Origin of the sequence: Microbacterium phyllosphaerae (assembly GCF_017876435.1) — a bacterium.
In the GTDB taxonomy this organism is placed as follows: domain Bacteria; phylum Actinomycetota; class Actinomycetes; order Actinomycetales; family Microbacteriaceae; genus Microbacterium; species Microbacterium phyllosphaerae.
In genome coordinates this window covers 1,513,705-1,527,702 of the sequence record NZ_JAGIOA010000001.1, presented here as the reverse complement: position 1 = coordinate 1,527,702, position 13,998 = coordinate 1,513,705, and the positions used below count along the sequence as shown (strand labels likewise).

At 67.5% G+C, this 13,998-nt stretch carries 9 protein-coding genes; 2 read left to right on the top strand and 7 right to left on the bottom strand.

The window, feature by feature from the left end:
• Window positions 1-20: 20 nt before the first annotated feature.
• The 3 genes from JOF42_RS07130 to JOF42_RS07120 all read right to left on the bottom strand — a co-directional run bounded on the left by JOF42_RS07130 (window position 21) and on the right by JOF42_RS07120 (window position 3,170).
• Window positions 21-866: a carbohydrate ABC transporter permease gene (locus JOF42_RS07130; protein ID WP_210097224.1), complete on the bottom strand. Its 846-nt coding sequence runs from the start codon at window positions 864-866 to the stop codon at window positions 21-23.
• A 2-nt stretch (window positions 867-868) separates the two neighbouring features.
• Entirely contained in the window at window positions 869-1,792 is a 924-nt protein-coding gene (locus JOF42_RS07125) for a carbohydrate ABC transporter permease (protein WP_210097223.1), read from the bottom strand.
• 82 nt (window positions 1,793-1,874) lie between these two features.
• A complete protein-coding gene (locus JOF42_RS07120) occupies window positions 1,875-3,170 on the bottom strand; it encodes an ABC transporter substrate-binding protein (RefSeq protein WP_210097222.1) in 1,296 nt (431 codons plus the stop codon).
• A gap of 250 nt (window positions 3,171-3,420) precedes the next feature.
• Between JOF42_RS07120 and JOF42_RS07115 the strand changes: the two genes are divergently transcribed.
• Window positions 3,421-4,224, top strand: coding sequence for a DeoR/GlpR family DNA-binding transcription regulator (locus tag JOF42_RS07115; protein WP_210097221.1), 804 nt, complete (start codon window positions 3,421-3,423; stop codon window positions 4,222-4,224).
• Window positions 4,225-4,316: 92 nt separating this feature from the next.
• On the opposite strand, the gene JOF42_RS07110 is transcribed toward JOF42_RS07115, so the two are convergent.
• From JOF42_RS07110 to JOF42_RS07100, 3 genes are all read right to left on the bottom strand, one after another.
• Window positions 4,317-8,948 carry an ExeM/NucH family extracellular endonuclease gene (locus JOF42_RS07110; RefSeq protein ID WP_245340744.1) on the bottom strand — a complete coding sequence of 1,544 codons (4,632 nt, stop codon included), beginning with the start codon at window positions 8,946-8,948 and terminating at the stop codon, window positions 4,317-4,319.
• Window positions 8,949-9,187: 239 nt separating this feature from the next.
• Window positions 9,188-9,940, bottom strand: a complete 753-nt coding sequence (locus tag JOF42_RS07105; protein WP_210099113.1) for an SURF1 family protein — start codon at window positions 9,938-9,940, stop codon at window positions 9,188-9,190.
• Window positions 9,941-9,998: 58 nt separating this feature from the next.
• The gene (locus JOF42_RS07100; RefSeq protein ID WP_210099112.1) at window positions 9,999-11,114 is read right to left on the bottom strand and encodes a GuaB3 family IMP dehydrogenase-related protein; all 1,116 of its coding nucleotides are present in this window, start codon (window positions 11,112-11,114) and stop codon (window positions 9,999-10,001) included.
• 76 nt (window positions 11,115-11,190) lie between these two features.
• On the opposite strand from JOF42_RS07100, the gene JOF42_RS07095 reads away from it, so the two are divergent.
• A complete protein-coding gene (locus tag JOF42_RS07095) occupies window positions 11,191-12,273 on the top strand; it encodes an FAD-dependent oxidoreductase (protein WP_210097219.1) in 1,083 nt (360 codons plus the stop codon).
• A gap of 27 nt (window positions 12,274-12,300) precedes the next feature.
• On the opposite strand, the gene JOF42_RS07090 is transcribed toward JOF42_RS07095, so the two are convergent.
• On the bottom strand, window positions 12,301-13,989 hold the full coding sequence (locus tag JOF42_RS07090) for an ABC-F family ATP-binding cassette domain-containing protein (RefSeq protein ID WP_210097218.1): 1,689 nt from the start codon (window positions 13,987-13,989) through the stop codon (window positions 12,301-12,303).
• Between the last annotated feature and the right edge of the window lie 9 nt (window positions 13,990-13,998).

Here is a 13,998-nt window from a genome sequence, read left to right as displayed (position 1 = left end):
GTTGATCCGTCGGCGCTGCGTCAGCTCTTCACGGACCCCGCCGTGAGACCGCTGATGAAGTACCGCTGGAAGAAGAGGAAGAGGATGAGCACGGGGATGGACCCGAGCACGCTCATCGCCATGATCTGGTTCCACTCGTACGAGTGCTGGCCCATGAGCAGCTGGATGCCGATGGGCACCGTGCGCATGTCGATCGTGCGGGTGAGGGTGAGCGCGAACAGGTACTCGTTCCACGCGATCATGAAGGTGTAGATGCCGACGGAGACGATGCCGGGGATCGAGATCGGCACCAGGATGCGCCACAGGGCGGTCATGGACCCGGCGCCGTCGACGCGGACGGCCTCGTCGAGCTCCTTCGGCAGGGTGTTGAAGTAGCCGGTCATCATGATGATCGCGTAGGGCAGCGTGAACACCATGTAGGTGAGGATTAGCCCGAGGTACGAGTTGTAGAGGCCGAGCGCGACCATCAGCCCGAAGTACGGGATCAGCAGCGTGATCGGCGGCACGGCCTGCACGCTGACGATCACGACGTTCAGGATGCGCTTGCCGCGGAAGTCGAAGCGGCTGAACGCGTAGGCCGCCTGGATCGCCACGAGCAGGGTCAGGATCGTCACGGAGCCGGCGACGACGTAGCTGTTCAGGAAGAACCGCATCGTCTCGGGGTTCGTGAAGATCGCGACGTACGCGTCGAACGAGAACGTGTCGGTGACGAGTCGCGGCGGGAGCTCGAAGATCTGGGTGTTCGACTTGAACGAGCTCGACAGCATCCAGAGCACGGGGCCTGCGGCGAAGACGGCACCGAGGATGAGGCCGATCATCACGCCGGTCTTGGCGACGCGACGCTGGTTCTGCACGGTGAGAGCCATGATCAGTCCCTCGCTTTCTGGTGACGGACGTAGAAGACGGCGAGCACCATCGACATGAGCAGGACCAGCACCGCGGAGGTCGCCGCGAGCGAGAAGTCGTACTTGGCGAAGGCGAGCTTGTAGGTGAAGGTGCTGAGCACCTCGGTCACGTCGATCGGTCCGCCACCGGTGGTCATCCAGATGAGGGCGAACTGCTGCGAGGTCCAGATCAGGTCGAGCAGCACGAGGCTGACGATGATCGGTCGGAGCTGCGGGACCGTGACGTTCCAGAACCGCTGCACGGCACCCGCGCCGTCGACCGTGGCCGCCTCGTTCAGCTCGTTCGGGATGCCCTGGAGGCCCGCGAGCAGGCTCACCATGAAGAAGGGGTAGCCGGCCCAGATGTTGATGAAGATGATGGTCCCGAGCGCGAGCTGCGGTGACGCGAGCCACTCGATGTCGGTGTTGAGCAAGAAGTTCACGACGCCGTTCGGCGCGAGGAGCATGCGCCACAGGACGGCGATCACCGCCACGGTGAACAGCCACGGCAGGACGTACAGGGCCCGGAAGAAGGAGCGCGAGAAGCGGCCGAGCAGCGGGCTGTTGAGCATCATCGCGAAGGCGAGTCCGAGCACCAGGTGCGCGACCACGCTGGTCACCGTGAACAGGATCGTGTTGCCGGTGGCTTTCCAGAACCGGGGGTCCGAGAGGATCTCGACGTAGTTGCCGATGCCGATGAACTCGGGCGACTTGTTCAGGATCACGTTGTCCTGGAACGAATACCCGATCACCATGACGATCGGCACGATCATCAGGACGAAGAGCAGGATGATCGTCGGCGAGAGGAAGGCGTACGACTCGGTGGTCTTGCGCAGCTGCCGCCTGCGACGCGACATCGAGACCCCGGTGACGATCACCTCGGTGTCGTCGGATGTTCTCAGACTCATGGGAAGCGTGGCTCCTTGGTTGGTCGGGTGCCGCACCGCATCGGTCGCGATGCGGCACCCCGTTCATTCGGGAAGCGGGAGATCAGAACTCCGCTTTCCAGCTCTCCTGCGCCTTCTTGAGCGCGTCGTCGATCGACTGCTGACCGTCGAAGGCCGACTGCAGCTGCTCGCCGAGCTGACGCATCAGGTCCTCCGCCACGGGGAGTCCGGTGAACTCGTTCGCCGGGTATCCCGCCTGGTAGATGTCGAACGCCTGCTTGAACAGCTCGTCGTCGTTCACGAAGTCGGGAACGGACTTCGAGTTGCCGGGGAAGGCCTTGGCCATCGTCGAGAGCTCCGAGTTGGTCTGCTCGCTCATCAGGAACTCGACGAGCTTGAACGCGGCATCCTTGTGCTCCGAGTTCTCGGCGACGCCGATGCCCCAGGATGCGTACGGGATGCCCCGTTCGCCGTCGTAGCCGTCCTCGGCGGGAAGCGCCGAGATCGAGAACTTCAGGTCGGGGTTCGTCTCACGGATCAGGTTGATGTGCGCGAGCGAGTCGATCATCATGCCGACGCGACCGTTGGTGAACTCCTCGACCTTGTCCTGCTCCTTCATGGTGAAGGAGCCCGAGGCGATCGAGCCGTCATCCCACATGTCGCCGATGAAATCGACGGCCGAGGTGACGTCGTCGTTCGTCAGGTCGGGCTGGCCGTCCTTGAGCATCGAGCCGCCCGATGCCCAGACCCACGACATGACATCGTTCTGCACGCCGTTCGGTGCCTCCAGCGAGAGCGGGAGCACCCAGCCCGAGACGTCGCCGCCGAGAGCCGAGACCTTCGATGCGGCGTCCGCGAACTCCGAGCGGGTGGTGGGAGGTGCGGTGACGCCGGCGTCGGCCAGCAGGGTGTCGTTCGTGAACATCGGGTAGACGAAGTTCACGACCGGGATCATGTAGGTGCTGCCGTCGACCTGGATCTGGCTCGCCAGCTCACTGTCGTCGTAGTCGTTCTCCTTCATCAGAGCGGTGAGGTCGGCGATCACGCCCTGCGAGGCGAAGTCGTTCACCCACGCACCGTCGAGGCCGACGACGTCCGGCATGGTTCCGGATGCCGCTCCTGCGAACAGCTGCTCCTTGGTCGATGCATACGGTCCGCTCACGAGCTTGACCGTGATGCCCGGGTTGGCGTCTTCGAACTCGTCGATGAGCGCCCGGAACTCACCGTCGGGGAGCTCGGGCTCCCACCACTGTGCGAACTCGATGGTGACGTCTCCGCCATCCCCTCCATCGGTTCCGCTGTCGCCAGCCGCGCAACCTGCCACGGCCAGGACTGTCACGGCTGCTGTCGCTGCGCCGGCGAGCTTCAGAATGCGTCGCCCTCGCCCCACTGTGATCATCACTTCTCCTCTTCGAGATCGTGCCGCACACGCGCTTCGATGCTTGTTCGTGCGGTTTTAAGCCATGTTATGCCGACATTTGCGAGAACGTCAAGCACATATCTGCGTTTGTTCCTACATGTAACTACAGATTTGATGACTGTATCCCTGTTTTCCCGGCGAGAACCAAGTTGGTCATACCGAGATCTCGGATGCTGTTATCTGCTGAAGTCTGCCGACTTCTCTGCCGACATGTGCTAGAGATGTGTGCATGGAAGCATCTGCACCGTCGCCGAAGCGCCGACTCCCCGCTGGTCGGAAGGCCGATCTCGCCGCCTATGTCGAGCAGGTGGGAGAGGTGACCGTCGGAGGTCTCGCCGAGCACTTCAGCGTCTCCATCGACACGATCCGCCGCGATCTCGACCAGCTCGACCGCGAGGGCGTCGTCATCCGCACCCACGGCGGCGCCGTCAGCGCCGAGGGTCAGCTCAAAGACCGCGCGCTCGATGTGCGACTCCGGATGCAGATCGAGGAGAAGGAGAAGATCGCCCGCCTCGCCGCGGGGCTGATCGACGACGGCGCGGTCGTGATGCTCAACGCGGGGACGACCACCCTGGCTCTCGCCCGTGCTCTCCGCAATCACCGCGATCTGACGATCGCCACGAACAATCTCCGCATCCCTGCGGAGATCTCGCCCTCCGCCTTCCGCGACCTGTATGTCTTCGGCGGAGCCGTCAGGGCGATCACGCAGGCCACGACCGGACCCGTCACGTTCACGATGACCCCCGGTGGCCCGGAGGTCGACATCCGCTGCGATCTCGCGCTGATCGCCGTCGGAGCGATCGACGAGGCGGGGTTCTCGACGTCGAACATGGGCGACGCGAACATGATGTCCGAGATGATCCAGCGTGCCGAGCGCACGGCGATCCTCGCCGACTCCTCGAAGTTCGGTCGCCGCCTGTTCGCGCAGGTCACGACTCTGGACCGTGCGGACTACCTGGTGACGGACACTCCCCCGGAATCGGCGTTCGCGACCGCTCTCGCGCAGGCCGAGGTCGAGGTCATCTCCGCCTGACGCGGCGATCGCTCGCACGCACGACGAAGGCCGCCGGGATGTCTCCCGGCGGCCTTCGCCTCTGTCATGCCTGCGTCACACGCCCGATGGCGTCAGAACCACCCGTTGAGGAGGTCCCACAGCCAGTCGAGGATGCCACCGATGATGCCACCGATCCCGCCTGCGCGGTTCACGGTGACGGTGGCCGTGGCCGCGTCTCCGTCGGCCTGCGCGACCGCGACCGTGTACTTGCCCGGCTGCGTGCCCTTCGGCACGGTGACCGATGTCGAGAAGGTGCCGTCGGCCTTGACCTTGACGGTGCCGACCTCGGTGGCCGCACCCTTCTTGGGCCGCAGCTCGACGGTCACCGTCTCGCCGGGCTCGTAGCCCTCACCGGTGATCTTCAGCTTCTTGCCCGCGGTCACCTTCGAGGACCCGAGGTCGATGGAACCCGCGAACTCCGCCGGCTCCTCCCCCGCGATCGTGAACGGCACCTGCACCGTCGTCCCGGTCCCGGCCACGGCCACGGTGAGCAGCTGCTCCCCATAGACGCCCGAGGGAACCGTGAAGGTGAGCGACGCGCGACCGGCCTCGTCGGTGGCGTCGACGATCGTCGGGTCGACGGCACCGGCGGCGAGCTGCGTGTCACCGAGCGACAGCGTCACCTGGCCGGGAGCTTGCTCCCCCGCGCTGAAAGCCAACGAAGAGAGCGCTACGGTCACCTGGTCGCCGGCGCTGTAGCCGTCGGCATCCGGTGCGCTGACCGAGACACCCACCGCGCGCTGGGCGAGGTCGGGGGTCGCGGTCTTGTTCGCGTCGAACCAGTCGACCATGGACTGCAGGTCGATCTTGCCGGTGTCGCGCTTGCCCGTGCCCTCCTTGAAGGTGAGGAAGTTGTCTCCACCCGCCGCGAGGAACGAGTTGGCCGCCACCGTGTAGTTCGCCGCCGGGTCGATCGCGGTTCCGTTGAGCGTGATCGAGGTGACCCGTGAGCCCTGTGCGGCTGCGGGGTCGTACGTGTAGACGAGCCCCTCCGACACACCGAGCTTGAGGAACGGACGCGCGGAGCCTGCCGGCTGCCACTGCTCCTCGAGCACGCCCTTCAGCTGCGCGCCGGTGAGCGTCAGCGTCACGAGCGTGTTGGCGAACGGCTGCACCGTCGCCGCCTCGCGGTACGTGACGTTGCCGTTCGGGTCGCTGGCGTTCGACGAGGCGTACGTGAGGTTGGCACGGATGCCACCCGGGTTCATCAGCGCGATGTCCGCGCCGGTGGACCACTTCTGCACGTCGGCGACGAAGTTGCCGATGGTGGACTCGCCACCGCGGTTCTCCGACCCGTTCGCCTGGCGAGCGCGGTTGAAGTCGGCGGTGATGTCGCCGACCTTCACCGCTCCGAGCACATCGGCCTCCGCCTTCGCCTTGGCGACGATGTCGGCGACCTCAGGAACGGCCGGGTAGAGCGGCTTGCCGGCCGCGGTGAGGGGCTTGATCTCGTTCGTGATCGAGATGAGCTCCTTCGTCTTCGGGTCGACCTGGAGGTTCATGAGACCCAGGTTCTCGCCGTACTGCCCTGCCGAGACGACCGGTCGGCCGTCGATGACGTGGTTGTACGCGAGGTGGGTGTGCGCCGACACGATCGCGTCGACGTCGTCATCCACTCCGTAGACGATCTCGCCGAGGGGCGAGTCCGGAGTGATGCTCGACAGCTCGACGCTGGATGCGCCCTCGTGGACGAGGAGGATGACGACATCCGCCTCGCCGTTGGAGGGGTCTCCGTCGCGCAGGTCGTCGGCGACGGCGTTCACCGAGTCGGCGATGCTGCGGACCTCGAGGTCGGCGATGCCCTCGGGAGACACGAGCGAGTCGAGGTCCTCCGTGACGGCGCCGACGAAACCGACGCGCACGCCGTCGAGCTCCTTGACCCAGGCCGGGGCGAGCGCAGGCTCTCCGGTCTCGGTCACGAACACGTTCGACGAGATGTACTCCCAGTCCGCGCGGTCCTGCACACGGTCGCGCAGATCCTCCCAGCCCTGGTCGAACTCGTGGTTTCCTGCCGCGCTGACGTCGAGACCGGCGGCGTTGAGCGCGTCGATCGTCGGGTTGTCGTCGTTGATGAACGAGGTGAACGTCGAGGCGCCGATCAGGTCACCGGCTCCGGCGAAGATCGTGTTCGGGTTCTCCTCGCGGAACTGCTTCACGGCTCCGGCCACCACGGCGGCACCGGCGGCAGCGCCGTCGGCTTCGATCCGGCCGTGGAAGTCGTTGATCGTGACGATGTCGATGCTGACCGGCGGGATCTCGGACGCGACACCGACGATGATCGGGTCGTGATCGCTGGAGCGGAACGGCGTGCCCGCGTCGGTGGCGCCGAACGCGTATCCGCGGTCGCTCCACTCGGGCGAGTTGATGCTCCACACGCCTGCTCCGGTGATCGATGCGGCGAGCGACGGGGATGCCAGCACGTGGTCGAGCGAGCCGAGCTCACCGTCGAACGTGTAGGTGTGCTGCTCGGGGGCCTTCTCCCGAGCGACGTCGCTCCACCCCGCGGTCGTGAAGACCTCGATCGGGTCTTCCTTCGCGTAGGCGTTGAAGTCGCCGATCAGCAGGATGTCGCTGCTGCCGGTCGACTCTTCGATCTCTTCGGTGAAGCCCTTGAGCGAGTTCGCCTGCTTCACGCGGTCGGCGTTGAAGAAGCCCTGGCCGTCGGCCGGCTCCGCGCCGCCGCCCTCGGGTGCCGACTTCGACTTGAAGTGGTTCGCCACGACGGTGACGACGCGTCCGTCGATGTCGAACGCCTGCGCGATCGGCTCGCGGGCGTTGCCCCAGACGGTCTCGTCGGTCACGGTCAGGCTGTCGCCCACCGTCTCGACGGCATCCTTCTTGTAGATGATCGCGCTGGTGATGTAGTCCGTGGTCGCCGAGTCGTTCAGCTCGTCGGGGGTGCGGACGTAGTCCCACTCCTCGCTGCCCAGAGCGTCGTTGAGTCCGTCGACCAGATCGGCCAGCGCCTCGTCGAGCGAGCCGCCGAGCTTGATCGAGTTCTCGATCTCCATGAGCGAGACGATCTCCGCGTCCAGCCCGTTGATGGCCGCGACGATCTTGGACTTCTGGATCTCGAACTGGGCCGCGTTCGCGGCGCCCCGAGCGTTCGAGTTCTCGCTCTTGAGCGTCGTGAAGTAGTTGAACACGTTGAACGACGCGACCTGCACGTCGCCGCCCACGTCGGGTGCCGAGTCGGTGCGGGGGTTCGTCGCGGCGAAGCCGACCTTCAGGTCGTCGGACGAGGTGCTGTCGATCGGCACGACCGGCTGCAGACGCCAGTCGTCGAAGCCGTACTGCAGCACGTATCCGCTGTCGCTGAAGTCGACCGTGTCGCCGTTGCGGACGACGAGGTCCTTCGTGAAGTAGGGCTGGTCGTTCGGGTGACCGCTGTTCGTGACCTGGATCGACCAGCCGTCATCGAGGAGGATGCGGTTCGCGCGGTTCGCCGCAGCGATCGCCTTCGCCTCGTCGCCGGGACGCACGGTCTCGGTGTTCTTGACGTTGAGGTCGGCACCGGCGTTCAGCCAGAGTGCTCCGAAGTTGTAGAGCTGGTGGCTCGACGCGACGCGGTACGTGCCGGCGGGTGCGACGTACATGTTCTCGTACTGCTCGCGGTCCGCGCCCTCGACCGTGTCGGGAAGCGGCGTGAGCGCGGGGACCCCGACGCCCGCCTGCACCACCGAGACGCCGGAGAGTGCGGTCGGGTTGATCTGGGTCTGGCCGAAGTACTCGCTGACCGAGCCCGTGACCGAGACGAGATCGCCGATCTCGAGCGTGGGCGCGAGCGCGTTCAGGAAGACGAAGACGCCGTCGGATGCGCCGGGGGTGGCGTCGTTCTCTCCGCCCGACCCCTCAGTCTGGATGACGATGCCCTTGTAGCCGCCGGTGCGGTAGTCGGCCGTGACGACGCCCTCGACCGTGACGGTCTGGCCGTTGAGCGGCGAGACATCGCCCGTGCCCTGGACCTCGGCGATGGACACCTCGGTCGGGTCGGTGCCGGGGTCGGTACCCGGGTCGGTGCCGCCGGTGTTCTGAGGCGTGATGGTCGCCGAGAGGCTGAAGTCCGCCTTGTTGTCGTCGGTGTCCTTGCCGTCGGTGCGGTTGAGCGACTTGACGTCGGTGTTGCCGGTGGGCGGCGTCGCCGCCGCGGTCTCGAAGGTGTTCGAGGTGCCGTAGCCGAGCACGTCGATGACGCCGTCGACGCCGGTGACGGAGCCCGGAGTCAGCGCGACCGCTGCGGTGCCGTCGACGAGCGCGAGGGTGCCGTTGGTGCCGCTCGGGTTGAGGGTGCTCACCGCATCCGCGGTCGGCAGGGCGGCGCCGTTCGCGCCGTTGCTGCCTGCCTGCACGAGGTAGTGGCCGCCGGCCGGGATGACGCCGGTGAGCGGCGCGACGCCGTTGGAGTTGCCCGTTCCCGTCGCCGAGCGGTACTGCAGCGACATGCCGTCGAGCGTGACGGGCGATGCGGTGGGGTTGTAGAGCTCCACGAACTTGTTCGTGAAGGCTGCTCCGGCACTGCCCCCGGAGAGGTAGGCCTCGTTGATGACGACCCCCGTCCCGGAGACGTCGGCGGATGCGGGAGCCGCGATCAGGGCGCTGGCGCCCAGAGCGGCGACGCAGGTGGCGGCGAGGACGCCGAGACGCCCCCGACTTCTGCGAGCTGACCCGGGAACCTCGTGGTTCGCGGCGTCGGGAGCGGACATCATCTGTGTTGTCTCCTCGGGTATCGTCTGGCGACGGCTCTCGTGAAACCGTGGCTGCGCGCTCTCAGCTGACGCACATGTGAGCGAGCATACGGAGGCCCTCAGACAACCTCAACGGAGTTTTCCGATTGGTAACCAAGCCCTCACCGAACGTCGGAAACCACCCCTGACGAAGGTGGAATACCGTGGGCGTCAGCGCTCGGATGCGCATCGCTCCACGCGCAGGCGCGCGCGACGGGTCAGGCGGTCTCGGCCGCGGCGGCGTCTTCGAACTCCTCGACCTCGCGCTCCCAGGCGTCCTTCGCGAGTCGATACCAGAGGTAGAACGCGAACCCGGCGAAGATCGCCCACTCCACCGCATAGAAGATGTTGAGCCAGTTCACCGGAGACTGCTCCTCGGGCGCCGGAGACGAGATGTCGGCGAGTCCGGCCGATGCCGTCGTCGACGCCAGGTACGGCCGGTACACATCGAGCTGATCGACGTCGTGCCAGTGGCTCAGCAGGGCGGCGGTCGACATGCGGTCCATGCGCTGAGGGTCGTCCTTGGGCGGCGCCGACGGCCCTTCGTCCGAGATCAGACGCCCGGTGATCGAGGCTTCCGCCTCGCCGGCGTTCAGCTTCTCCACGGCGTCATCCGCGACGGACCGGTCGGCGGTCCATCCGATCGCGACGGCGATCGAGGTGCGCTCCGCGACGCGCAGCTGACCCGTGACCCAGTAGCCTTCGACATCGTCGTTGAACCGGCTGGACACCACGAGGAAGTCATCCGGAATCCAGGTTCCCGACGTCTCGACCTTCTGTCCGACGAGCGGCTCGGGCAGATACGCGCCCGGTTCGACCACGTCGGTCAGCGGACGCACCTGCTCGGTCGCTCCGGCGGGCGGCGGATCGGTCTCGATCGCACGCTCCAACTGCCACTGGCCGAGCCAGGCGAACACGCCGGCGACGACCAGGCACAGCACGAGCATCCCGATCCAGCGTCCCCGGAGCATGACCTCGCGAAGGGTCGGCGGGAACAGTACGGGAGAAGTCACGGTGTCGAGCGGAGCCTCAGGCCTCGTAGGGTGCGAGCACGACCTCGACCCGCTGGAACTCCTTGAGATCGGAGTATCCGGTGGTGGCCATCGACTTGCGCAGCGCCCCGATGAGGTTCGCCGTGCCGTCGGCGACGGGAGCCGGACCGTAGAGGATCTCCTCGAGGGTGCCGATGCCGCCGACCTCGACGCGACGACCGCGCGGGAGCTTCGGGTGGTGGGACTCGGGGCCCCAGTGGAATCCGCGGCCGGGCGCGTCGGTGGCGCGGGCGAGCGCGACGCCGAGCATGACGGCGTCAGCACCCATCGCGAGCGCCTTGACGATGTCGCCGGACGTGCCGACCCCACCGTCGGCGATGACGTGCACGTAGCGTCCGCCGGACTCGTCGAGGTAGTCGCGACGCGCAGCCGCGACGTCGGAGACGGCCGTCGCCATCGGAGCGTGGATGCCGAGCGTGGCACGGGTGGTCGATGCCGCTCCCCCACCGAAGCCGACGAGCACGCCGGCGGCACCGGTGCGCATCAGGTGCAGCGCGGCCGTGTAGGTGGCTGCGCCGCCGACGATCACCGGCACGTCGAGGTCGTAGATGAACTTCTTGAGGTTCAGCGGCTCGTCGACGCTCGACACGTGCTCTGCCGAGACCGTCGTGCCGCGGATGACGAACAGGTCGACACCGGCTGCGGCCACGGTGTCGTAGAACTCCTGTGTGCGCTGCGGAGTCAGCGAGCCGGCGACAGTGACGCCGGCCTCGCGGATCTCGGCGAGGCGCTGCGTGATGAGGGCGGGCTTGATCGGCTCGGCGTACAGCTGCTGCATGCGCGCCGTCGCCTTGCTCTCATCGAGACCGGCGATCTCGGCCAGCAGCGGCTCGGGGTTCTCGTAGCGGGTCCACAGACCCTCGAGGTCGAGCACGCCCAGACCGCCGAGCTGCCCCAGCATGATCGCCGTCTGCGGGCTCACGACGGAATCCATCGGAGCGCCCAGCACCGGGATGCCGAAACCGAAGGCGTCGATCGTCCAGGCGGTCGACACATCCTCCGGGTTGCGCGTGCGCCGGGACGGCACCACCGCGATGTCGTCGAACGTGTACGCGCGTCGCGCGCGCTTGCCTCGGCCGAGCTCGATCTCCATGGTCACCCCTCCAGACTACCGGGCGCGCGCGGAGGTGCCGACGGCTGGGAGACTGGAACCGAGATCGGGAGGCAGTATGTCGGTGGATGCCGTGGAAGTCGCCGTCGTCGGAGGCGGCGTGATGGGACTCGCCACAGCCTGGGAACTGACCAGGCGAGGCCACCGACCGGTGGTCTTCGAGCGCTTCGCCCGCGGGCACCGAGAAGGAGCCTCGCACGGTGCGACGCGCAACTTCAACAACGCCTACGACGAGGAGCACTACCTCGACCTCCTCGTCCGCGCACGAGAGGGATGGGAGGCGCTCGGCCCCGTCGACGGCGAGCCGCTGCTTCGTCTGCACGGCCTGGTCACGCACGGCGACGTCGATGTCGCCGCGATCGAACGCCGCCTCCATGAGCGAGGCATCCACGCCGAGATCCTTCCGCCGACCGAAGCCGCATCGCGCTGGTCGGGCATGCGATTCGACGGCCCGGTGCTGTACTCCCGCGACGCCGGCGTCGCCCGGGCATCCGCGGCACTGGAAGAACTCGAGAAGCGCATCGTCGCCGCCGGTGGCGAGGTCCGCTGGCAGACCCCGGTGACACGGATCGACGAGACCGACGCCGGCGTCGAACTGCTCCTCGGCGAGCGCCGCGTGCGCGCCGACGTCGCCGTCGTCACGGTGGGTGCATGGACCGAGAAGATGCTCCCCGGCATCGGGCTTCCCCGGCTCGAGGTCACCGAGGAGACGCCTGCCCACTTCCTGCCCGTGGACGGATCCGCCTGGCCGTCGTTCAACCACTACGTCGACACCGACCGCTATCCGGCGACGGTCTACGGCATGCCGACGCCGGGTGAGGGCGTCAAGGTCGGGTTCCACCGGGTCGGCGATGCCGTCGACCCTGATGCGCGCCCGCACCGGACGACCCATGCCGAGGCGCTGGCCGACTACGTGCGCGAGTGGATGCCGGGCCTCGACCCGGCATCCGCCTCGCCGATCAGCTGCACCTACACCTCGACCGACGACAGCGCCTTCGTGCTCGACCGGCGGGGACGGATCGTGGTGGGAGCGGGCTTCTCGGGGCACGGGTTCAAGTTCGCCCCGGGCGTCGGCGCCACGCTGGCCGATCTCGCGCTCGACCCGGCCGCGCACGCCGCCGCAGCGTTCCGGCTCGCCTGACGCCGGACGCGCTCAGAACGACCGATCTCAGCGGGCGCGTGCGACCCGGCGCTCGTCCCACACGGGAGCATCCGCCTCGTACACCTCCCCGTCCGACCCGAACACGAGGAATCGGTCGAACGAGCGCGCGAACCAGCGGTCGTGCGTGACCGCGAGCACAGTGCCCTCGAAGCGCACGAGTGCCTCTTCGAGAGCCTCGGCCGACTCGATGTCGAGGTTGTCGGTCGGCTCATCGAGCAGCAGCAGTGTCGCACCCGAGAGCTCGAGAAGAAGCACCTGGAAGCGGGCCTGCTGCCCACCCGACAGCGACTCGAACGTCTGCTGCGCCTGCCGCACGAGCCCGTAGCGGTCCAGCGCCGAGCTCGCGGCATCCCTCGGCATCCCCGCCCGACGTTCGTCACCGCGGTGCAGGATCTCGAGCAGCGTGCGCCCCACGAACTCCGGGTGCGCGTGCGTCTGCGCGAACAGCCCGGGGACGACTCTGGCACCGAGGATCGCGCGGCCGGCGTGAGCGACCTCCGCCAGCTGCTCACCCGTCGAGGTCACATGACCGAGTGTCGAGTCGGGGTCGCTTCCGCCGCGGGCCAGCAGGCGCAGGAAGTGGGACTTTCCGGACCCGTTGGACCCCAGTACGGCGACGCGGTCGCCGTACCAGACCTCTGCGTCGAAGGGCCGCATCAGTCCCGTGAGCTCCAACCGCTCCGCGACGACGGCCCGCTTGCCGGTGCGCGACCCCCGGAGGCGCATGTCGAACTCCTGTGCGGGTGGTCGTTCCTCGGGCGGTCCCGCCTCCTCGAACTTGCGGAGACGGGTCTGGGCCGCCTGATACCTCGAGGCGAACCCGTCGTTCGCCGACGCCTTGACCTTGAGATTCGCGACGAGGACGCGCAGCTTCTCGTGCTGCTCGTCCCACCTCCGACGCAGTTCGTCGAGGCGGTCCATCCGGTCGCTGCGCGCCTGGTGGCACGTCGCGAAGCCTCCGCCGTGCACCCATGCCGACGCCCCGGCCCCGCCCGGTTCGAGAGTGACGAGCCGGTCGACCGCGCGCGCCAGGAGCTCGCGGTCGTGCGACACGAGGAGAACCGTCTTCGGCGTCTGCCGCAGCTGATCCTCGAGCCAGCGCTTGGTCGGCACGTCGAGATAGTTGTCGGGCTCGTCGAGAAGGAGAACCTCGTCGGGGCCGCGCAGCAGCGCTTCCAGAGCGAGGCGTTTCTGCTCGCCTCCCGAGAGCGTGGTCAGCTCGCGGAAGCGCGCCCGGTCGTAGGGAACGCCGAGGGCCGCGACCGTGCACTGGTCCCACACCGTCTCGTGCTCGTAGCCGCCCGCGTCGGCGTACTCGGCGATCGCCGTCGCATACGCCATCTGCGTGTCGTGCTCGTCGCGCTCGATCAGCGCGTTCTCGGCTGATTCGAGCACTTCCGCCGCCTGCCTGATGCGCCGAGGGGCGACACGCACCAACAGCTCGTGCACGGTCTGCCCCGGCTCTCCGTGCCCGACGAACTGGTCCATGACGCCGAGTCCACCGTCGATCGTCACGACTCCGGCATCGGCAGCCTGCTCGCCGCGGATGATGCGGAGCAGCGTCGTCTTGCCCGCCCCGTTGGGGCCGATGAGCGCGCTCGTCGACCCCGATCCGACGCGGAACGTCGCGTCATCCAGCAACGGCCTGCCGTCCGGCAGGGTCAGTGAGACCCCGGCTACATCTATATATCCCACCGTGCGTGG

What these genes read in the sequence shown, in the direction of transcription:
- JOF42_RS07130 (WP_210097224.1), bottom strand. Translation starts at nt 866, where the DNA reads ATGGCTCTCACCGTGCAGAACCAGCGTCGCGTCGCCAAGACCGGCGTG.
- JOF42_RS07125 (WP_210097223.1), bottom strand. Translation starts at nt 1,792, where the DNA reads ATGAGTCTGAGAACATCCGACGACACCGAGGTGATCGTCACCGGGGTC.
- JOF42_RS07120 (WP_210097222.1), bottom strand. Translation starts at nt 3,170, where the DNA reads ATGATCACAGTGGGGCGAGGGCGACGCATTCTGAAGCTCGCCGGCGCA.
- JOF42_RS07115 (WP_210097221.1), top strand. Translation starts at nt 3,421, where the DNA reads ATGGAAGCATCTGCACCGTCGCCGAAGCGCCGACTCCCCGCTGGTCGG.
- JOF42_RS07110 (WP_245340744.1), bottom strand. Translation starts at nt 8,948, where the DNA reads ATGTCCGCTCCCGACGCCGCGAACCACGAGGTTCCCGGGTCAGCTCGC.
- JOF42_RS07105 (WP_210099113.1), bottom strand. Translation starts at nt 9,940, where the DNA reads ATGCTCCGGGGACGCTGGATCGGGATGCTCGTGCTGTGCCTGGTCGTC.
- JOF42_RS07100 (WP_210099112.1), bottom strand. Translation starts at nt 11,114, where the DNA reads ATGGAGATCGAGCTCGGCCGAGGCAAGCGCGCGCGACGCGCGTACACG.
- JOF42_RS07095 (WP_210097219.1), top strand. Translation starts at nt 11,191, where the DNA reads ATGTCGGTGGATGCCGTGGAAGTCGCCGTCGTCGGAGGCGGCGTGATG.